We start from the raw sequence: 21,384 nt of genomic DNA on the forward strand, positions 1-21,384 counted from the left end.
GTTTTATAAAAAAAGTTTAATTTAGTTAATAACCTAAACGAGATTGATAATTGTGTCTATAATTCAAATAATTGATAAGTGGTATTGTAGAAACTAGACAAAAAGTATAAATTGGAAGCGAAAATGCTGATTTTAAAATAATAGGACTTAAATAGTAAAAGAAAAAATTATTAATTAATCTATCATTACCACTTCGATTAATATAGCGATTATAATATTTGATAAAAGCAATTGGATGTCAAAATCAACGAAAAATTATAAATAAAATGGCTAAAATCATTAAAGATAAAAAAGCTATTTTTCATTTTTGTTCTTTAGTTTTATAATACAAAATAAAAAGAATAATTGCAGCAATTGAAATAAACAAACTTATCGAACCTATTAATGATAAAATGGTAATTTTATCGAAAGTTGAACGTCAAGCAACAGGCACACGACTAATTTGTTGAGAATTTAGGCTAAAATAATAGAAAAAAATAAAAATTATTGCTAAAATAAAGATAACAGTTGGAATTAGTAGTCACAGATCCTTCTGATAAACTAGTTTAAAAAATAAAGCTGCTAAAATTGCAATCACTGGAGGAACTAGTCCATATTCAGGAGTTCAAATAAATAGATTACTAGTGAGTGCTGTTTTTGTGATATCGAAAATTAGAGCAACAAAAGACCCTTTAAATCAATTTAAAGTAATGCCTAAAAATATATAAAAAGGAAGCTCAAAAGCGATATTAAATCTTGCTGGCATTGCCATTTTAACAAGATATGCTATTATTAAAAAAAGTCCCAAGTAAATTCCCGAAATAACAATATCGAAAATTGAAAAAGCAAAAATATTGGACAATTTTTTTTTATTTTGTATTATTTTTTTAAAAGTATAAGATTTATTGAATAAGTAAAACATTTAATACATTATATAAAAAAATAAATAAAATTATATCAAAGGTTTAAAAATGAAAATTAACTCAACTAAACAACCACAAAAATCACAAAAAAAAATTAATATTCAAGCCTATAAAATCTCGGGCGAATTGTATCGCCAATGAAATGAAGCATCTATTATTGGTAATTTCGGCAATTATTTAGTAATATCACTAAAAGGAGCTAGAGTCAAAAAAGAGAACGAAAAACCTTGGACAGTTCGTGAAAATTCTGTTTGAATTTTCCGGCCAAAAACTTTTTATAATGCTATTTTGACACTTAGAGGTCATAGTATTCACTACTATATAAATTTAGCATCTGATTTTATTTATGAGGATAACACAATTAAGTTCATTGACTATGATTTGGACTTAAAGTTGATGTTACCAAGAAAAAAAATTGAAATTGTAGACATAGATGAATTTTTAAATAATTTAAATAAAAAACTTTACACTCCAGATATGCAACTAGAAAAAATAATGTCAAAGCAAATTCAAATACTTTTTTATAACTTGCTAAATCAAAAAGATATATTTGATAAAAAATTTTGAACATTTTTTAAAACAAACTTAAAACAAAAACCAACTGTTAAGGTTAATGATTAATTCATTTCAATCAACAAATCAAGAGCTTGTTGAGCTGCAGCAAATTCAGCTTCTTTAATGCTTTTGCCCTTACCTGTTCCATATTTTTTATTTTCCCAATATAAATGGACTAAAAAAGTTCCATCTTTTAGTTGGGTTTTACGATATTCAATTTGAGATGTTGAAGAATAAAATTGAATTTTTTCTTGAAATTCGGTTTTTGGGTCTTTGGCATTTGACTTTGCAATGTCAATGACAATTGGCATAAGTTTTTTGGTCAAAAACTTATCCAAAAAATCACTACCTAAATCTAAAAAAATAGCTGCACAAAAAGACTCAAAAATATCAGATTTGATCTTTTGGTTTTGAACAATTTCTTTAGCACCTTTGCCGACACGAACAAATTTATTTAATCCAATTTCATCGCATAACATAGCAAAAGTAGAAGCTGAGACTGATTTTGCCTTCACAATTGAGGCTACACCTTCTTTTCTTAAACTAATTTTTTTGTAAATAAATTCACTAACCTTAAAGTTTAAAATAGCATCGCCTAAAAATTCAAGCATTTCATAATGGCTTTGACTTGGATTTTCGTGATGAAAAGACTTGTGAGTAAGTGCTTGCATAAAAATAGCAATTGAATTTGGTTTTATTCCTATGCTTGCAAGCCAATTAATAAATTCTTTGCTATAATGCATCTGAAAATAATTTTTCCTTAATTTTTTGTAAAATTTGACTTTCTAAAGCTATTTTAACTTGATTGAGTGCTCCTAAAAAAGCTTGCTCATCACTTGAGCCATGTGCTTTTAAGGCAATCCCATCCAGACCAACTATTCAAGCTGCCCCAACATTTCGATAATCAAATTTTTCTTTAATTTTATACAAACTTGGTTTGGCCAATATACCTGCAACCTTACCTCTAGTTGAAGACATTAGTGTTTGTTTTAAAAGTTTAAAAACTGAAAGCATAGCACCTTCTAGTGTTTTTAAAATTAAATTACCAGCATATCCATCGCAAACAAAAACTTGCACATCAGCGTCCAATAAATATTTGGGCTCTACAAAACCAACAAAGTTTAAATCTGATTGCTGAGATAAAATTTGATAAGCCTCGCCATGAAATTGAAGGCCTTTGTTTTGTTCAACACCAATGTTGACAATGGCAACTTTTGGTTTTTTAAAATTGTATAAATTTTCAAAAAATAGTGATGCTATTTGTGCTCATTGTGCTAAATATTGTGGTTTAACAACAACATTTGCACCAACATCAACCATTAAAAAGGGTAAATCTGAAATGGTTGGAATCATTGGCATAAAAGCTGGACGCTCAATATTTGGTAATTTTGGCAACTTAAAAAAACTGCTAGCTAAAATTAAAGATGATTCAGCCGGACTTAGCAAAGCATCAACTTGCTTGTTGGCAAGCAAGTCAATTGCAACATTCATTGAATTTTGTTCCTTGTGGGCATGTCGAATTGATTTGTCCTGTTTTACTGCAATACTTTTTTCATCCAAAATACTAATGTTGTCTAGTTTTTCAACATAGGTTTTGATTTTGGTTTCATCTCCAACTAAAACCAAATGATAATTTGGATTGTTTTTGGCAAAAAGATTGGCCGCTTTAACAGCGTGCACCAAACTATTTTCATTATTTTGAACATCAAAGGCGATTTTAAACTTATTCATTGATAATTCCAATTAAAAGTGGGTAAACTTCTTGATCTGTTTTATTAAATACAAAATCTATATTTTCATAGTTATTTGTAATTTTTTCAATCTCAACAATTTGCTCTTCAATCAAATCTACTCCATAATTTAAATAGACGCTAATTGTATGCTCATTAGTATGAGTTTCCAAGATTGATTTAACAAGATTTAAAAAATTAGCATCAACAAGTGAGACTTTTCCTTGTTGAAGTGCAATGAATTGCTCATTTTTAATTTCAAAACCATCTAATTTAGCATCTTTGACTGCTTGAAAAAGTGAAAAAACATTTATGTTTTCATTGGCTTGTAACATTAGAGATTTATTGTCTTTTCAAGCTGTGTCAGGATGGAAATTTTCAGCCAAAAATTGACCTTGCAATTGATTAGTTGTTGGAATGATAATAATTTTTTTAGTTTTATCTTTTTTAAATCAACTAACAACTTGCTCAGCAACTAAAAGAAAATTTTTGTCATTTGGTAAAATGAAAAAAGATTTTGCATTAATTTGCTCAATGGCATTGACAAGGTCTAAAAAAGAAGGTTTGTTAGTTTGATCAAATGCAACAACTTTGCTAGCATTACGTTCTTTCATCAAATTAATAAAACCTTTACCATTATTGCAACTAATTAGTGCTGACATTTTTGGTGCAATAGTTTTTTTGATGATATGCTTACTAGCTTGTTGATCCATGCTTTCAATTTTAATTTTATCAAATTCACCATATCTTTGTAAGTAATTGAGTAAATTACCTGGTTTTAAACAATGACCATGAATTTTTAGCAATCCATCTTGTTCAACAACAACTAATGATTCAATTCTTTTAGACAATTTTGACTCTAATTTTTTACGATTAAAATCAGCCAAAGCACCAATATTTACTATCGCTTCTGTGCAATATCCAAAATCACTATGATCCTCTTGACCACTAAAGTGAAAATTCACTTCTTGGCTTGAGTTGACAAAACTAATAGGATTATTATTTAAAAAGTGATAAATACCTTCTAAAATAATCAACATCCCTTCTGAACCCGAATCAGTAACACCTGCGTTTTCAAGTTGTTTTAATTCTTTAGTAGTTTCATCACAAATACGGCGACCTTCTTGAACCATTAATTGAAACAAATCTAGAAAAGATAACTTTTGAATGCGCGCATTTTTAATGACTTCACTAATTTTGCGAATAAAAGTTAAAATGGTTCCTTCAACAGGTTTAACCACCGAATCATAAGCACGTTTTACAGCATTTTCAAAACCACTAATAATATCTGCAATGCTTAATTTATTTTTGTTTTGTCAACTATCTTTAAATCCGCGAATAATTTGAGACAAAATAACTCCAGAATTACCACGAGCTCCAAACAAGGAACCACGAGCAAAAGAAGTTATTATTGTTCCACTATCAACATTTTCTAAAGCTTTAATAGCTTCGAAACCAGAATTAAAGGTCGCAAACATATTGCTACCAGTATCTCCATCTGGAACTGGAAAAACATTAAGTGAATTAATTCACTCCATTTTGTTTTGCAAGTGATTTTTAGCAGATTCAAGAGCTAGACGTAAATCTTGTCCTGTTAGATTTTTGTTTATCATTTTTCCCTTTTAATTTCAAGTTTATCTATGAAATTATAACAAAAAGTCTATAAAATTATAGTTATTTGTCAAATTTAATACTAAATTCTTGGTCACCTGCAGCGTGTTTTGCAGCACTATGGTAGTGACCAAATTCTAGTCTACCTGATAAAGTTTTTTGTTCATCATTTCAATTTAAAATCCAATCAAAATAAGTATTGCTTGGATTTTCTCATGGAATTGGCAAACCAGTTTTAGAAATAAATTCAAGTGTTTTATCATTAATGAATTGCAAAATAACAAAATGATTAATAGCATTTTCATTTAAGCATTTTGAAAGCACACCTTGATCACAAGCATTTGGAAAATCTCTATTATTTTGATTTTTTTTCTCTTCATAAAATTGCTTAAATTTATTTTTAAACTGTTCATAAGACATTTTTTTGCCTTTGTGTGTTAAACGCAAAGCATAGTCATTATGTGATTGATTAATTACATCAGTAAAAATATTACCACTTGCATTTGATGAATTTTTACCATTATCAAATATTAAGTTAGGCCCACAACTAACAAATGCGATAGTTGAACTTGCTAACAAAAATAATAGTGGCTTCAATGTAACTTTCATATCAATTAATAAATTATACACTTTTAGTCAAAATATTGATTAATAAAACCTTGAATCACTTTCAATCTATTACTTAAACTTTCAAAGTTATTTTTTTCCATTGAATTATTGTTAAAAATAGCCAAGCCTTTTAAATTGATAAATGATTTTACTTTATTTTGTAAATTATTTTGATAAGCCAATGTGCCAACATCAATACCATGATTGAATGAATCTTTTGATTGGTGTTCATCTTCTTTTGCTTTTACTTCTTTGTTTGGTTCTTGAGTTGAATCTCAATTTATTGTGCTAGAAATATAATTGTTTAAAGAATTTTTTGAATTAGATGTTCACAAATTAAATTGTCAATCTTTTTTAGTCAAAACTATTTCAAGCAACAAAGTTGCACTAGGATCTTTTAGAAAATCTGTCAAAACTTCTGTTCCTTTATATTTGTATTGAATATTTGTTTTTGGTAAGCCTATTTCATTCATTTTCTTATCTAAAACAATATTTGGCAGAGTATAAATTGCTTTAATAATTTTTTTAGTTGTTGAAGAAGTGTCTTTTTTATCCAAGTATTCTAAACCAATATAATAGGGATTTTCTAAGTTTATTTTCTTATTAGCAATTGATTCGCTAGCTGGTGTTTTTTGAATAAAAACACTTATAGAATTTTCTTTTAAATTTTTATCAGAACCAAATAAGTAAAGTTTCTGATTTGCATCTGTTGGTAACTCTGTTGGTTTAAAAGCTAAATAAATTGCACCATTTTGAATAATTTGGTCATTTTTTTGCTCATTTATATTTGTCAAACTAGTAGTGAGTGCCGATTTAAGACTAACACCATCTTTAGTTTGGGCGATTGGATTATCTAATGCATTACTAAAATAAATTTGCTTTAAACTTGCTAAATTGTCAAAAGATACAACTCTATCATTAGAAATATTGACTGCACTTCGATCTATAAAAACATTAGGTGCTAAAGTAATTGCTGCATCAAAAGCTTGGTTTGTAGGTAGTACATTATTAATCTGTAATTCAATTGTGTCGACTAATTGACCTTCGTTGATAATTTCTAAATCAATATAATATTTATTATTTGTAAATTTATTTTGTATTTTAACTTGAATTTTTCCAATTAGCAAGTTAGCTACTTTATCAAAAATAGATTTTAAATAATCACCTACTAGTTGGCCATTAATTTTTGATTTTTGACTTGCTTGATTTAATAAAAAAATTAGGGATAATGTTGAATTATCTATATTTTTTCAAAACCTTTGTGATTTAATAGATTTAAAAGCACTGTCAACTTGATTAGCAAAAACACGAGAATTTTTATCTAAATTAATGGGTAAAATTTCTTTTTTAATTTGTTGAATTTGATTCATCAACTCAGTATTTTGTTGATCTAATGAAGTTGTTGAAGTGCCTTTATAATTGCTAAAATCAAAATTAGTTATAGCTTGAGTGGTAATTGTTTGATTTGAACCAGCATCAAAGGAAATTCCTTCTGGAATTTTAATATTTTTACCCTCAACACTAAAGTCAAAAACTGCATTTAGTAAAATATTATTTTTTGCAACTCCGATTGGATTTGCAAAAAAATAGCTAATTTTTAAAGGATTTTGCATTTTTTGCGAATCATTCACACGAGTGTTTTTGAATCAAAAATTAAATGATTTAATTTCATTTATATTTTTGTTTTCAAACAAAGGTTTTTCTTTTAATAATATAGGAATAGCATTTGCATTAATTATTTCAGATAAATTAGTAAAACCTAAGCTTTGAGCGATTTTAACTAGTTGAGAATTAATTTTATAGTCTTTTAAATTAGCCTTAACTACTTGCAAATTATTGGCAACAAGTGATTCTGAAAATATTAATGGTAAATCTAATTCAAAAAGAAGTTGATTAGTTTTTTTATCAATAATTTGACTTGTCAAGGCGAGTTTGTTATCTTTTAATGTTTTAAAAATTAAACGACCATCATCATCTAATTTTGGAATCATTAACTTATTACCATCTAGATTAAAAAAATTACCTTTTTCATCGAATAACATAATTGCCCCAATGTCGGTAATCGCTTTTTTAAAAGCCATAGATTGATTTTCATTATTTTTGTTAATTACATTTAAATTAGTATCACTTGAGTCTTGAGTTTGTGTGATATTATTTTGTGGTTGTTTTTTATTATTGGCTTTATTGTAAGAATCAAATAAATATTGCAAAGTAATGGCTGCAATTTTAGGATTTAATGAAGGTAATTTTGATTTTCCAGTCACATAAATTAGTGATTTTTTTTCACTAGGTATTTTAGTAACAGTTGTATTCTCTAGTGTTTTATCTCCAGAAAATCCCTTTATTTTTGTAGGTGTTTCTAAAATAATTTCACCATTTATGTTTGAAGCCACCAAAGATAAACCTTTAATTTCATAACCTGTTTTAGATATAACCAACTGGTCATCGATTTTTAAATAAAAATAAAAATTTGGTCATCGATTTTGAAAAGCTGACAAATCTGTTAGCTCATTTAACAAATCTAATGTAGTTTCATCTGTGTAGTATAGAATTTGATGAGCAGAAATTGAGTTCAAAAAAAATTTTTTTACAAATAAATTTTGTGCCAAATTATCAAATTCATTTTTGTTTATGTTGTACTTTTGTTTTTGTAATTTTAGATCACTTTCACTAATAAAATCAACTTTAGATTTGATATTCGACCTTTCCACTGTGTTTTTAGAAGCTGTTATTGCAAAAGACAAAATAACACTAGTGGCACTTGCCAAACCCAAGCCTATAAATGATCAATATTTATAATTTAATTTTTTTATTTTCTTGATTATCATTTTAACTCAATTCTAAATTATACACACCAATAGTCAATGGGATAGAAGAAGTTTTTCCATCACGTTCTAAAAAAAATTGTAAAATAGCTACATTTTGATTGCTAAATTTTGATAAATTAGTTATAGTATTGTTGGAATTTGTATCATTTGTTAATTCTTTTGAAACTAAAGAAAGTGTAGGGTTGATAGTTTTATAGTAATCTATCAACTTAGTTAAGCCTATTTTTTGTAAAGCTTCATCAGTTGGCAAACTAGTTACAAAATGATTTAAATTATTAAAATCATTTTGTGCAAGATACACTTTTTTAAAGGCTTCCGGAGTTTCTAAAACAATCTTATCTAAATTTAAAATATTTTGCTCTTTTTTATCAGATAATTCTTCAACTTGATCTTGATAAAAATTAATATCATTTAGACTACGATAAGCTGTTCTAAAAAGCTCAAAAGATATTTTGCCATTTTTTAAAAAACCAAAGCGGTATTGGTAAGATATTTTTAGTTTTTTAGATATCGCACTTTTGTCACTAGCACTTGCTTGATTTGAATTATTTTCACTTTTAAAAACAACTTGATAACCAAGATGATTTCCAAGTTTAAGTAATGGAAAACCAAAATTTGAGTTTGCTAAAAATCTCAATTTAGCATAAAAAGCCAAAAGTAAATCCGCTAAATTGTCAATTGGAACTTGTTTGCTCTTGTCATTTTTGTAATAAGGTTGAACACCACTAAAAAAACCTGATTTTTCACTTAAATTTTGGATACTTTTATTATTAAATGTTGCAATTTTGTGCAAAATTTGATTAGAATCCTCTGTTGCAAAATCATTTTTAATTGATGCTAAATCAAAAGGGATATACAATGTTGATAAATATAGAATCTTATCACTTGAATCATCTTTATTAAACACATATGATGTATCTAAATAATCATGATTGAAACTAAATAATTTAAATTTGAACTTGCTATTAGAATTCTTTTCTTTTGGATTTATAAAGTGGATTTCACTTAACTTTTCAAAGATTTTATTTGGCTCATTGTTAAAAAATATTGTATCTTCGCTAACAAAACCTGCTGATTTTAAAATCTCTAAAAAATAAACTGCAACATTATAGATACCCTGATGTGCAAGATCAAATAGAAAGCGCGGAACATCTAAATTATTCTTGAACAACTTAGATTCTACATTAATAATTTGATTTTGCTCTTCAATTTTATTTTGACCAATTTTTGAATTATCTATAAGCATTTCAGGCGAAATACTTTTAAAATCTCTTGAAATTGCTTGCAGTTTTTGTTCATCATTTAGTTGCAAACCATAAAAATCAGGTTTTTCTAAAATGTCACTTACTTGATTGTATTCTTGATTTTCTATCAGATTTTCCAAGTGATTTATTCCGATAGGATTTGAAGATTTTGAATCAAAAGGTTGGACTTTATCTGAATCATATTGATATTTAGAAGATAATCAATGATAGATGGTATCAGATTCTGTGGAACCATTTTCTTGTTTTGAATTTAAAAAATTTAAATTACTAATTTTAATTTCAATTTTTTTTACAGTTGAAACATCAATGAATTTAGTTTTAATTTCTACCAAACCATCAACCTTTAAATAAGGTGTGTTCTCTTTATTGTCCAAATAAATTTGCAAACTATCAGAATCTAATTTAAAATTAATTTCAAAAAATTTATCCAAATTTTCTTTGGTAATATCGTTCAAATTTGCATCTATAAAATTTAGTTGCTTAATTAATGGTTTTTTCAAACTATTAGATATTATTGATAATAAATAATTGTCTTTATCTTTTTTGCTAACAAAAAAACTACTTTTAAAAATGTGTAAAAAATCAAAAACAGATATTAATGATAAGTCAAATTTTGTATTTTTGGTTCCATTATTTGTCAAGTTATTTTGCCATTGTTGTCACCACAGTTGTCTAATTGAATTAATATTTAAATTTTGTAGGTTTATTGAATCTTTAAAGCTTTGCTTAAAAAAATCAGTTACTTTAAGATCTGAAAAACTAAATGAATTATCAAAATTAGTTTTACCAAACAAGTCAACAATATTGAGTGGCACAGCAATTATTTTAGATTCTTTATCTTTATTATTTGCTCACTTACTTTGATCTTGAATGAAAAAATACAAATTATTATTTTTACTAGTAATTCATTGGTTTTGATTACTAGGATTTTTAACTAGTTGAAAATCAGAATTACCTTCAGTTCTAAATCTACTTTTTGTATTTAGTTCAAAAAGTATTTCATTAAAATTTAAAAAATTTTCCAAATATTTTTTGGTTTCATTAGAAGTGATTTGTTTGTTGACATTGTTTAAAAAATCATTTAAGGAAACAAACTGAAGCGCTGTTGAAACCATTGTGTTTTTCACACTTTTGTCTTGAGTTGCAGTGCTTTCATTACTTTGTTGAAAACTAAATAAAATATTTTTATTAGGTTTTATTTTACTTGCTATATTTTTAATTCGTTCATCTAGTTGACTAGGTTGAATAACTTTTTGTTTTAAAGAACTTGCTATACCAACAGAAGTAGCAAGTACAATAGAACTTGCAATAACACTCAAACCAATTAGGATAAGTTTTTTCTTATCGTTTTTCTTAATTTTGTATATTTTCATATTTTAAATTTTTAAAAATACCTTTTATTTTACAAAAAAGAAAAAATTTATAATGTAATTCTTGGGAAAATAACAGCAGATTTTATTATTTTTTGATTTGCAAACTTATTAAAATTGAGAATTAAATCAAGACTTGTAGCCAAATTAGCTAAAGTCTGTGATACTTTTTGAGCAACTTTTGGCATTGCAACACTAAACATTACATTTGTTGCATAAATACCATTTAAAAGAGCAACTAAAATTGTGTTAAGTCTAACATCATCTTGACAAGCTCAAGGCTTTGCTAAATCAATGTATAAATTTAGTGATTTTCCTAAATTTATAGCAACTTTTAAAGCTTTATCAACTTCTAAATTATCAAAAAGTCTACTATATTCTTTTTGAGATTGTTCAATTTCACTATAAATATCTTTATCTATTTGTTCTAAAACATTGCTATCGAAAACTAAATTGCATTGTTGATTTTTATCAATGAGTGCCACTGTTCTACTAATTAGATTGCCAAAATTATTAGCTAAAGTAGCGTTGTAAAATAAAGTTAAATTAGTTTCATCAAAAATTCCATCTTGACCTAAAGGAATTTGGGTTGCAAAAAATAATTTAATAACTTCTGAGTCATACTTTGCCAAAATATCCAGTGGATCAATTACATTACCTTTAGATTTAGACATTTTTCCTTCATTTGTGACCAATCAACCATGAGTGATTATGTTTGTTGGTAATCTAAAATCAAGTGCTTTTAAAAAAATTGGTCAATAAATACAGTGGAAACGAGTAATCTCCTTACCAACTACATGAACAATTTGTTCACTTTCAAGTCAATAACTATTATTTGGATCACCTTCAACAACATTTAAAGTACTCACATAATTAAATAATGCATCTAGTCAAACATAAATAACATGTTTTGGATCAATTTCAGTTGGAATTCCCCAACTTTGGCGAGTTCTAGTAACTGAAAGATTTTCGAGACCTTTTTCAATAAAATTCTTAATTAATTCATTTTTAATTTTTTCTTCACTAATAAAATTGGGATGTTTGTTTCAAAAATCAACTAGTCAATCTTGCATTTTTTGCATATCAAAAAAGTATGATTCTTCTTCAATTTCTTCAACTTTAGCCCCACTAACTGGGTGATAATATGCACCATCTTTAAAAACAGCTTGCTTTGGAGTTAAAAATTCTTCATCACTAACTGAATAAAGTCCACGATAAAAATCTTTGTAAATATAGCCTTTTTCAACCAATTTGGTAAAAATTTGCTTCACAAATTTTTTATGTGGTTCATTTGTTGTGCGAATAAAAAAGTCATAATCAATGTCAAATTTTTTTCACAAATCAACAAACTTTGCAGCTGTTTGATCTACAAAAGTTTGCGGCTCTAGACCTACTTTAGCAGCGCTTTGAGCAATTTTTTGCCCATGTTCATCTGAACCTGTAAGCATTTTTGCATCAAAACCTTGCAATCTTTTGTAATTTCGGATCACTCATGCAATTGTTGTTGTGTAAAGGTGGCCGATATGTAAATTGCCAGAAGCATAATAAATTGGAGTAGTTATATAAAATTTTTTAGCCATTTTTCACCTTTTTGCAAACATAAAGTTTTTGAATTTCTTTGCGATATACATGTTTAGTTTTGTCTTTGGGATGTAAGTACAAAATTGGAAGATAATGTCCTCCTCAAGAACTTGCAAACTCAGCTTGAACTAACACAAATTTTGGAGCCTCGCCCAATCTGGGAGCTACAAACTGAGTTTTTTTGGGTTCAAATTTGTGTAATCTAAGCAATTCTAGTAAGTCAACATAGCGTTCAATTGGTAATACAAGTGCAAGTTTGCCCTTTTGATCCAAAATTTTTCCAGCACCTACAATAAGCTCTTCTAGTGTCAAATCAACTTCATAAATTGCTCTTTTGATTTCATCACTAACATTTTTAATTATTTTTGTATCCATCTTATAATAAGGTGGATTGGCAAAAACTAAATGATATTTTTGCCCAACACGAGCATTATGCTCTTTTCAAAAATCATTAAAATCAGCTTCAATAACATTAATTTGGCTTTGTTTATCATTCAAAACAACATTTTCTTTGGCCAAATTGATTGCTTTTTTGTTGATTTCAATAGCATCTATTTGTAATTTTGAATCTCTATGAGCTACAAAAATTGATAAGGCTCCATTGTTGGCACCAACTTCACAAGCCCGCTTAATTTTTTTACCAAGATCAATAAAATTTCCAAGCAAGATAGTGTCCACAGAATAGTTAAACATCGACTTGTCTTGTCAAATTTTAAGATCTGGATTATAACCTAAATTATTTAATACTTTCGTCATCTCTTCACTGAATTAAGCGTTTATTTTCTTGATAGTAACGACCAAATTTAGCTATTTTTGTACCATTTAGCATTGTTGCATCTGCGCTAAAATTATAGTTTATTTTTGTCATAAACTCACCGACACCATAGCTATCAACAGGTGCTTGGTTGGCTTCAAAATAAGCTATTTTTTCAGCATCAAATCCAGATGAAACAATAATTTTAACATGTTTACCATTGTGTTCATTTAACGCCAAACGCAAATTTTTAATCAAATTTAAGCTAACTCCAAAATCTTCAGGTTTTGGATTGGTAAATGATTTATCAACTACATTTTGCGATGTATCAACACGCACTCCATAGAGTTTATCGCCAAATTCGGCAAGCACTTTTAGTGAGTCAGTGATAACATCATTATTAAAATCAACAAGAGCTATAAGTTCATCTTCAGGAAACATCCGGTGATAAGCCTTGCAAGCTTCTACTATGTTTCCAGAAAAATTTTGGATTAATGCATGAGGCATTGATCCAAAATTTGACATTTCATACTCGCCATTTTGGGCTATGGAACTAAAGACTTTAACCCCTCCCAAGCGAGCAGCTTTGCCATCAATTTGTTGGAGTAAATAATGATCGCTTCTATCAGCCATATAAATAATTTCTTTGCCTTTTGCAGCTTCAACACATTTATAAGCATTTGTTGCAATAGAAGTTGAACGAGCTAAAATCCCATCTATAATTCCTTCATAAATTCCAAATTCATGTAAGGGACCTTCTAATTCTAAAACCACTTCTCTGCTAGAAATTAAGCTTCCTTCGGGTAAAAATTTAATTTTATACTTGCTAGTATCAGTGTTTTTTTTCAAAAATTCAAGCGCTTCATTAATACCAGCTAAAACAGCTAATTCTTTTCTTTGAAAAAATTGCAAAACAACAATGTTACTTGGGTTATTTTTTGCAACTATTTTTTCTGTTTTAAAAAAATAGTCTGCTACAAATTTATTAATTTTTATCATTTCAAATCACTTATTAAATTATCTTATAAGCCTTTTCTATAATATAAATTATAGTTTATTATTAAAAAACATTTTTAAATTAGTGAACATAATTTAAATTTTAATTGATAAAAATTTTAGAAAAATCAGCAATTTTGGCTGATTTTTTATGTTTTTGCAAAAAAAATTACACAAATCTTAAATCTAAAAAACAATGAAAATCTAGTGCTTTTATATAGTGAAAATAAAAAAAATAATTTTTTTTGACAATTAAAATTAAAAAAATGTATAATTGTGGGTGATAGTGGTAATAAGTGAATATGTTTGGAACTATTTTAAGAGCTTTAGATGAAAAAAATAGAATTGTATTACCCCCTAATTTTCGCGAAGAAATAGGAGAACAATTCTATTTATCTATTAGTTTAGAGCAAATTCTTGAAATACGTAGCAAACATAACTTTGATGCACTTGCTGAAAAACTAAATCAAAGAAATTCTCTAGATAAAAGTTTTAGGGATTTTACAAGATATTTTTTTGGTAATACTGTCAAAGTTAGTCTTGATGGTCAAGGTCGGTTCTTGATTCCCAAGAATCTTCTTGACCTAGCTGCTATCGAAAAACAGCTCTATTTAGTTGGCGTTGGTAAAAAAATTGAAATCTGACCAAAGCATCGTTATGAAGCCTTTAATAGTTTTTTTACAGATAAGGAAAATGTTGCTAAGTTAGAAGAAAAACTAGTTGAATCAGGGGTAGAGTTATAATGCATATTCCTGTTTTGTTAAAAGAACTAGTTGATCAATTAAATATTAACCCAGATGGCATATATGTTGATCTCACCCTTGGTCGAGGTGGACATTCAATTGCCATTTTAAAAAAATTAACAACTGGCAAATTAATTGTTTTTGACAAAGACAAACAAGCAATTGAAGCTAGCAAAAACAAGTTACTTGCAATTTCAAAAAATGTTATTTTTGTTTGATCTGACTTTGCTAATTTTGAAAATCATATGAATGAGTTAGGGATTAGTAAAGTTGATGGTATTGTTGCCGATTTGGGTGTTAGTTCACCACAAATCGATGACCCTGAACGAGGTTTTTCTTATCGCTTTGATGCTCGTGTAGATATGCGAATGGATCAAAGCCAAACTCTTGATGCTCATCAAATTCTCAACAGTTATAGTGAGCAACAATTAATTGAAATCTTAGCAAATTATGGTGAAATTAAACCAGCACGTCAAATTGCCAAAGCTATTATTTCAAACAGACCTGTCAATACCACATTTGAACTTGTAAATATTGTACGCAATTGTTTATCTCCTGCGTTGTTAGCTAAAAAAAATTTAGTGAAAAATGTCTTTCAGGCATTGCGGATTGCAGTTAATGGCGAACTTGATGCTTTGCAATCGTTGTTGTTTTGTTTCCTTTCTTTCTTAAAGCAAGGTGGAAAGTTTGCAGTAATTACATTTCATTCACTAGAAGACAAACTTGTTAAATTTAGCTTTAAAAAATTGCTAGATAAAAATAAAACTCCTTTTTTTGTCAAAGATGAACCTAGTTGTTTTGTAAAAACGATTTGACCGACTTTGCAAGAAATCGAATCAAATCCTAGATCTAAAAGTGCTAAATTGCGAATTTTAACAAAACTAAAGGATGAAAATGAAAGAAAAATTTAGTGAAATTATGCTAATGGGATTAGGTAATTTTGGAGTGCAAAATGTAAAAAAATTGCCTCAAACTAATTTTTCAAAGTTTTACATTAATATCAAAAGTGAAATGATTGGTCAATTTGACTTTGATCAAAGTATCATTTTAGATAGCGATGGTTTTGGCTATGATAGTAATTTGGCACACCAAATGGTACTAGACTACAAAGAAGTGATTAAATCCAAATTAGCAAATGTTAAATTTTTGTTTTTATTTGCTAGTCTTGGAGGTGCAACTGGTTCTGGAGCAATTCGTGCTTTAGCACAAATTGCAAAAGAACTTAACATCATCACTATTGCTGTAGTAGTATTACCAAATGATATTGAATGAAAATTCAAAGAAGAAAATAGTAAGGATACATTGGATTTTATAGTTGATAAAGTTGATTCTCTTGTTGTCATATCTGGTAAAAATTTTTCAGAAACATATGAAAATTTTCAACAGAGTGATTTAGACAAGCTCATTAATAATAAACTTCAAGACATTGTGGAAGTGATAACTGATACAGTAATTCAAGAAAATGAAGTTATTCCAATCAACCTTTCACTTATGAAATCTGCTTTAAAAAGCAACAAACACTTATATGTAAGTCAAGCAATAGCAACTGGTGATAACGATAAAATTTGACGCTCAAAAAGAGTGGCTAATGATTTGTTTGCCAACCCTGCTGAGCAATTTGATTGAAAAAAATTTGATGAATTACTTATTTCAATAAGTGCTTCAGAAACAATTACTCAACTTGAAATTAAAAATATTTTAGATTCAATTAAATCTAAATTTGATAGCAACAAACTAAATTATTCATACTGTCTCTTAAGAAGAAACGAACTAGTTAATGACATCAAAGTTGGTCTAATAGCTAGTGAAAAACGCTATAATTTCAAAGAGAGTAATTATCCAACAAATTCAGATACACTTAATGAATTTGACTTAAATGATTTAGATTTGGATACACTAGTCGATTAAAGATGAGCAATTTACTTTAAGGCAACTAAAAAGCTAGATGATGTATGGCGAAGTTTGGCAATTTAGTTAAATTGAATTAAATTTTAAAAAAACCTCAATTGAGGTTTTTTTTATTTATTTTTTTGAGCATTTTGTGCCAAAATTTGTTCTGCCTTATTAGGAAGTGATTGACCAAAAGAAAAGTAGCTAAAAATTTTTTGAAAAGCTTGCGGGGGAATGCATAAGTCTTTCAATTTGTCATCAGTGATGCTCAAATCAAGTTCTTTAGCACCCTTTTCCAAATCTCAAGCAAATTCTGGATTAGCCACAAAAGCTGATGTAATACCGATTAAGTCTGCATATAAACTAGCTTGATTTATTTTTTGCGCGCTATTTATAGAACCACTAATAATTAATGGAATTCTATGATTTAAATATTGATAAACCACTTTAGAAACTAGTTCATTATAATAAATACCTTTAGAGCGAACTTTATTTAAAAACACACTTCGACCTCAACTCGCAATTGCTAAGTATGATAACTTAATTTTTTTAGCAAAAATAATTTCAAAAAGATCAATAAAATCTTCAATTGTATAACCAAGTTCATCTCCGCGAGTTTCTTCAGGTGTAAAACGAAATCCTAAAATAAAATCTGTAGTTGCAAATTCCTCAATCACTTGACTAACCCCTTCTAAGACTTGCAAAATAAATCGAGAACGATTTTCAATGGTGCTGCAACCATATTCATCATTGCGTTTATTGTAAAAACAAGAAAAAAATTGTTGGGGAAGCAATTTTTGAGCACACGAAATTTCAATACCATCAAAACCAGCTTTAATTGCTCTTTTTGTGGCATTTTTATAGTCTTTTATAATTTCTTCAATTTGCATTTTAGAAAGTTCTAAGACTTTGTGAGGTTGGGGAAATTCCAAAAAATTAGCGCTAACTCCATAAGTGTGACCAACTTCATTGAGTGTTGCAAGCGAATGCGAACCAGCATGAATTAGTTGTGCAACTGCTAATTTGTGCTTTGATTTCATAGCACTTGCTAATTTAGATAAACCATAAATGTACTTATCATCACTAATGCTGATTCCATAATCAAAAAGTTTACCATTTTCACTCACATAAAGTCCACCTGTGATTGTAAGTGGTGCAGAGTGTGCTCGACGAGCCGCAAATTCAATATCTGCTAAATTTACAAAGCCTTTTTGACTTAAATTTAAATTTATTGGACAAGCAACAAACCTATTTTCAAGCAAATAACTGCCTAAATAAAAAGGATGAAAAACTTTTTTGTTCATAATCTTAAGATAAAATTACATCAATAATTTCTTGTGCTGTAATTTTGGTAAAAAATAAATTTTCTAAATCAATGGTTTCTAGTGCTTTTTGCAACTCATTTTGTTCTAACTTGCAACCTTGCAAAGCTTTTTCTAAACTTTCAAGTGATTTTTTAACAAAAAAATCACCACTAATTTTTACTTTAGAAATTCGAAAATTCTCAATTTCAAAGGAGAAATTGATAGTTCCAATGCTCAAACGAGCATCACGATTATATGAATAAGCTGGACTAGTTCCAAATGTTCAATCTCAATTTTTATATTTTTTTTGAATTAAGTCATCAATTTGACTTCAATCTTGGTCACTAAGTTGATATTTTTGAAAACTTTGCAAAGATTTTTTCTCTAATTTATCCAAAATTAAGTCTTTAAATTCAAAAGCATTCAAATTTGCAAATTCAGGTTTGAGATATTCTTTTATTTTTGCAACTCGTTGTCGAACTGATGTAATTCCTTTAGCTTCAATTTTTTTACGATTTGGTCTAAGAATTTTTTCCAAACTATCAAAATCAATGTCATAAAGTAAAGAATAACCGGCATAAATTCTATTACCATTCAATGACATAGCAGCACCTGAAACTTTTTTTCCATCAATAATTAGATCATTTTTACCACTAAAATTGACATTTTTAGCTCCCAAATCTTGTAAAATTTCAACAATTGGTGCATATAGTTCGCCATAATTTGATAACAATGATGGATGTTTACGATAAGGGAATGAAAAACAAAAATTAGCCGCTAAATCATCAATGTAAATAGCACCTCCACCTGTGTCACGTCGCACAATACTCAATTTATTGGCTTCTAAATAATCAAAATTAACTTCTAATTCAGGGTTTTGAAAATAGCCAATTTGGACATGAGCATCACAAATATATGGAAAAACAATTGTGTCTTCAGGATCAAGATTCTCAATGGCTCAGTATTGAATCGCTATTAAATAAGCACCATCTTTAATTCACTTACCATTTCTAATTGGTTCAATTAAAATCATTTTTTACCTTTCTAATTCTCAAATTTGTTCGATTAATTTAGCAATATCTTCATTAAAAATTTTGCTTTGCTTTTTAACATTTTCTTGCAAGTGATAGTTTTTAGAGTTTAATACTAGATATTTAGCTTTTGGATTGTTGATTGTCATCTGCCAAAAAGGTCATTTAATGAGTTGAGGTGTTGTATAACCAACACCAATTTCAAAAAAGACAACTTTTTTGTCTTGATTTTCTTGCAAAAAGGATTCATATTTTTGTTTTTGCAAGAAAAAATCATCATTTTCAACCATACCTTTAAAAGCAATTCTCTTGTTCACTTCTAAAAAAGCATCACAATTTGGACATTTTGGCAACAATTCCAAACTTACTTGCATGTTTTTTTGATTTAAGACCATTTTTTCAATTAATTCATTTTTTTGATAAAGTTTATTCGAACACATTTGCGAACATTGCAACAAATCATATTTACCTTGAATATAAAAAATTTTATTCTCATTAAAACCATTAACTAATAAACTATTATCAGAGTTGGTTGTGATAATAAAATAATTTTTAGTTTCAAGAATATCTTTTAACTTGGAAAATATAGAACTTTTTGGTAAGTCAAAACAATTTAATTTAATGAATCGACTATGAAAAGCTCAATAAGTTTGTCAATTAGGATAATCAAAAAGTGAAGCTTGAAGCATATCAAGGAGACGATATTTTTCAATAAAATCTCCAAAATGTTGTTCAAATCTAGAACCTGAATAACCAATGTTAGCTGCCGCTGTTAATCCAGCACCAATTCCAACAACAATAGTATCAGCGTCACTTAATAAATCCAAAATTTCTTTGGCTGATTTTTTCAAATTAAAAGTTTGGTAAGCTGTTGAATTCATTTTCATCAACTTTAGTTAATTTAATAATTCAATTTTGACGAGCATCGGCTGAGTTTAGAAGTCTTGGAGTTGTAATTGCTTCTTGATTAATTTCTACAATTTCACCAGCTAATGGTGTTTTAATTGATAAAACAGTTTTTGAAGCTTCGATTTTTAATATTTCATCATTTTTAGAAAGACTTTTGGCATTTGTGAAGCGCAAAAAACCAATAGTCCCTACATCATCTTGTAACTCAGCACTCATTGAAATTGTGACAATATTTTCTGTTTTTTCAATAATTAAAAAATTAGCAAATTTTTTCATAGTTTTCCTTATTGTTTTAATTGATAAATTTTAGCAATTTGTTCAAGGGTTTCACTTCTATTTGCATGAGTTTGTCCAAAAGGAACAATCATTATTTCCTCAAGTTGCAATTCATTGCTAAAATAGTCAATTTGTTCTTTGATTTTGACAGCATCCCCTACTATAATTTTACTTTGATGAAAAGCAAAACTTGCAATTTCTTCTTTAGTTAATATCAAGTTTTTAACTTGTTCAAAACTAGGTATTGTGTCAAACTCATTGAAAAAATTACGACCTAAAAGATATGTGCTCATAATTTGAAGATATTGTTGAATTTCCATTTCATTTGTAAGGTAATTTGCAAAAATTGCAAAAGAAACCTTACCAGTTGAATTATGTAGTTTTTTATAGGTTTTTCTATAAATTTCAATGCATTTTTTAGCATTTGTAAGATCTGGAAATAAAAAATAACCATAAATTATGCCATATTTATGTTTTGCTGCATACTTAGCAGTTTTTTCAGAAGTTATAAGTAAAAATAATTCACTTTGTTGGTTATTTTTAGGTACTAATTCAAGATTTGAGCTTTGATTTGTTGTTAATATGGATTGAATTTTGGATGTTTTAGAATAAAAAACTCTTTTACTAAAATTAATTATTTTAAACTCTTTTTGGCCAGGAGGAGTTCCTGGATTAGAGGCAAGCCCATAATAACAACGACCTGGATAAAAATTATTGAATGTCGAAATTATTTCAGCTATAGCAAAAGGTTGGCTATAGTGGACTAAAAAACCTGCAAAACCAACTTTTATTTTGCTAGTGTTTTCTAAAATTTTGGTGCCCAAAATAGTTGGTTGAGAAATACTCAATGATTTAACACTGTGGTGCTGTGTCAACCAAAAGCTATGATAACCTAATTTTTCAGAAAGTTTGGCAAGTTCTATGCTATCCAAATGACTTTGTCTAAAATTAGAATTGTAGTCAACAATACCATAATCTAAGATTGAAATTTTCATATTTAATCAAATTTGGTTCGATTTTTATAAGTTAA

General features: G+C 27.9%; 19 protein-coding genes. 4 read left to right on the plus strand and 15 right to left on the minus strand.

The window, feature by feature from the left end; all coding sequences use genetic code 4:
• Positions 1–25: 25 nt before the first annotated feature.
• The gene (locus tag MYB_RS01485; protein ID WP_236612622.1) at positions 26–787 is read right to left on the minus strand and encodes an ECF transporter S component; all 762 of its coding nucleotides are present in this window, start codon (positions 785–787) and stop codon (positions 26–28) included.
• Between the two features lie 163 nt (positions 788–950).
• Here MYB_RS01485 and MYB_RS01490 point away from each other — a divergent pair, with 163 nt between their 5' ends.
• Positions 951–1,523, plus strand: coding sequence for a DUF402 domain-containing protein (locus MYB_RS01490; RefSeq protein ID WP_022934781.1), 573 nt, complete (start codon positions 951–953; stop codon positions 1,521–1,523).
• Here MYB_RS01490 and rnc read toward each other — a convergent pair.
• The 9 genes from rnc to MYB_RS01535 form a co-directional block, all read right to left on the minus strand.
• On the minus strand, positions 1,520–2,200 hold the full coding sequence (rnc, locus tag MYB_RS01495) for a ribonuclease III (protein WP_022934780.1): 681 nt from the start codon (positions 2,198–2,200) through the stop codon (positions 1,520–1,522). The genes MYB_RS01490 and rnc overlap by 4 nt on opposite strands.
• Entirely contained in the window at positions 2,190–3,188 is a 999-nt protein-coding gene (plsX, locus tag MYB_RS01500) for a phosphate acyltransferase PlsX (protein WP_022934779.1), read from the minus strand. Before plsX ends, rnc begins: the two co-directional genes overlap by 11 nt.
• Positions 3,181–4,800 carry a DAK2 domain-containing protein gene (locus tag MYB_RS01505; RefSeq protein ID WP_022934778.1) on the minus strand — a complete coding sequence of 540 codons (1,620 nt, stop codon included), beginning with the start codon at positions 4,798–4,800 and terminating at the stop codon, positions 3,181–3,183. Before MYB_RS01505 ends, plsX begins: the two co-directional genes overlap by 8 nt.
• A 61-nt stretch (positions 4,801–4,861) precedes the next feature.
• Entirely contained in the window at positions 4,862–5,407 is a 546-nt protein-coding gene (locus MYB_RS01510; RefSeq protein ID WP_144084176.1) for a hypothetical protein, read from the minus strand.
• Between the two features lie 23 nt (positions 5,408–5,430).
• A complete protein-coding gene (locus MYB_RS01515) occupies positions 5,431–8,235 on the minus strand; it encodes a P110/LppT family adhesin N-terminal domain (RefSeq protein ID WP_022934776.1) in 2,805 nt (934 codons plus the stop codon).
• Between the two features lies 1 nt (position 8,236).
• The gene (locus tag MYB_RS01520) at positions 8,237–10,873 is read right to left on the minus strand and encodes a hypothetical protein (protein ID WP_022934775.1); all 2,637 of its coding nucleotides are present in this window, start codon (positions 10,871–10,873) and stop codon (positions 8,237–8,239) included.
• 47 nt (positions 10,874–10,920) lie between these two features.
• The gene (gene metG / locus MYB_RS01525; protein WP_022934774.1) at positions 10,921–12,450 is read right to left on the minus strand and encodes a methionine--tRNA ligase; all 1,530 of its coding nucleotides are present in this window, start codon (positions 12,448–12,450) and stop codon (positions 10,921–10,923) included.
• Positions 12,443–13,207: a tRNA1(Val) (adenine(37)-N6)-methyltransferase gene (locus MYB_RS01530; RefSeq protein WP_022934773.1), complete on the minus strand. Its 765-nt coding sequence runs from the start codon at positions 13,205–13,207 to the stop codon at positions 12,443–12,445. Before MYB_RS01530 ends, metG begins: the two co-directional genes overlap by 8 nt.
• Positions 13,188–14,204, minus strand: a complete 1,017-nt coding sequence (locus MYB_RS01535; RefSeq protein ID WP_022934772.1) for a nicotinate phosphoribosyltransferase — start codon at positions 14,202–14,204, stop codon at positions 13,188–13,190. Before MYB_RS01535 ends, MYB_RS01530 begins: the two co-directional genes overlap by 20 nt.
• Before the next feature lie 299 nt (positions 14,205–14,503).
• Between MYB_RS01535 and mraZ the strand changes: the two genes are divergently transcribed.
• From mraZ to MYB_RS01550, 3 genes are read left to right on the plus strand one after another with little or no spacing between them, the layout of a single operon-like run.
• Positions 14,504–14,944: a division/cell wall cluster transcriptional repressor MraZ gene (mraZ, locus tag MYB_RS01540; RefSeq protein ID WP_022934771.1), complete on the plus strand. Its 441-nt coding sequence runs from the start codon at positions 14,504–14,506 to the stop codon at positions 14,942–14,944.
• Positions 14,944–15,855, plus strand: coding sequence for a 16S rRNA (cytosine(1402)-N(4))-methyltransferase RsmH (rsmH, locus tag MYB_RS01545; RefSeq protein WP_022934770.1), 912 nt, complete (start codon positions 14,944–14,946; stop codon positions 15,853–15,855). Before mraZ ends, rsmH begins: the two co-directional genes overlap by 1 nt.
• On the plus strand, positions 15,839–16,852 hold the full coding sequence (locus tag MYB_RS01550) for an FtsZ/tubulin family protein (protein WP_022934769.1): 1,014 nt from the start codon (positions 15,839–15,841) through the stop codon (positions 16,850–16,852). Before rsmH ends, MYB_RS01550 begins: the two co-directional genes overlap by 17 nt.
• A 110-nt stretch (positions 16,853–16,962) precedes the next feature.
• Here MYB_RS01550 and MYB_RS01555 read toward each other — a convergent pair whose 3' ends face one another.
• The 5 genes from MYB_RS01555 to MYB_RS01575 are packed head-to-tail and all read right to left on the minus strand — an operon-like array spanning position 16,963 to position 21,349.
• Positions 16,963–18,138 (minus strand): oxidoreductase, encoded by a 1,176-nt coding sequence (locus MYB_RS01555; protein WP_022934768.1) that lies wholly within the window; start codon positions 18,136–18,138, stop codon positions 16,963–16,965.
• A gap of 4 nt (positions 18,139–18,142) precedes the next feature.
• On the minus strand, positions 18,143–19,171 hold the full coding sequence (locus MYB_RS01560; protein ID WP_022934767.1) for a lipoate--protein ligase: 1,029 nt from the start codon (positions 19,169–19,171) through the stop codon (positions 18,143–18,145).
• Positions 19,172–19,174: 3 nt separating this feature from the next.
• A complete protein-coding gene (locus MYB_RS01565) occupies positions 19,175–20,050 on the minus strand; it encodes an SIR2 family NAD-dependent protein deacylase (RefSeq protein ID WP_022934766.1) in 876 nt (291 codons plus the stop codon).
• Positions 20,022–20,354 (minus strand): glycine cleavage system H family protein, encoded by a 333-nt coding sequence (locus MYB_RS01570; RefSeq protein ID WP_022934765.1) that lies wholly within the window; start codon positions 20,352–20,354, stop codon positions 20,022–20,024. The genes MYB_RS01565 and MYB_RS01570 overlap by 29 nt, the downstream gene beginning before the upstream one ends.
• Positions 20,355–20,362: 8 nt before the next feature.
• A complete protein-coding gene (locus MYB_RS01575; RefSeq protein WP_022934764.1) occupies positions 20,363–21,349 on the minus strand; it encodes an MsnO8 family LLM class oxidoreductase in 987 nt (328 codons plus the stop codon).
• Positions 21,350–21,384 lie beyond the last annotated feature (35 nt).

Origin of the sequence: Mesomycoplasma bovoculi M165/69 (assembly GCF_000524555.1) — a bacterium.
In the GTDB taxonomy this organism is placed as follows: domain Bacteria; phylum Bacillota_I; class Bacilli_A; order Mycoplasmatales; family Metamycoplasmataceae; genus Mesomycoplasma; species Mesomycoplasma bovoculi.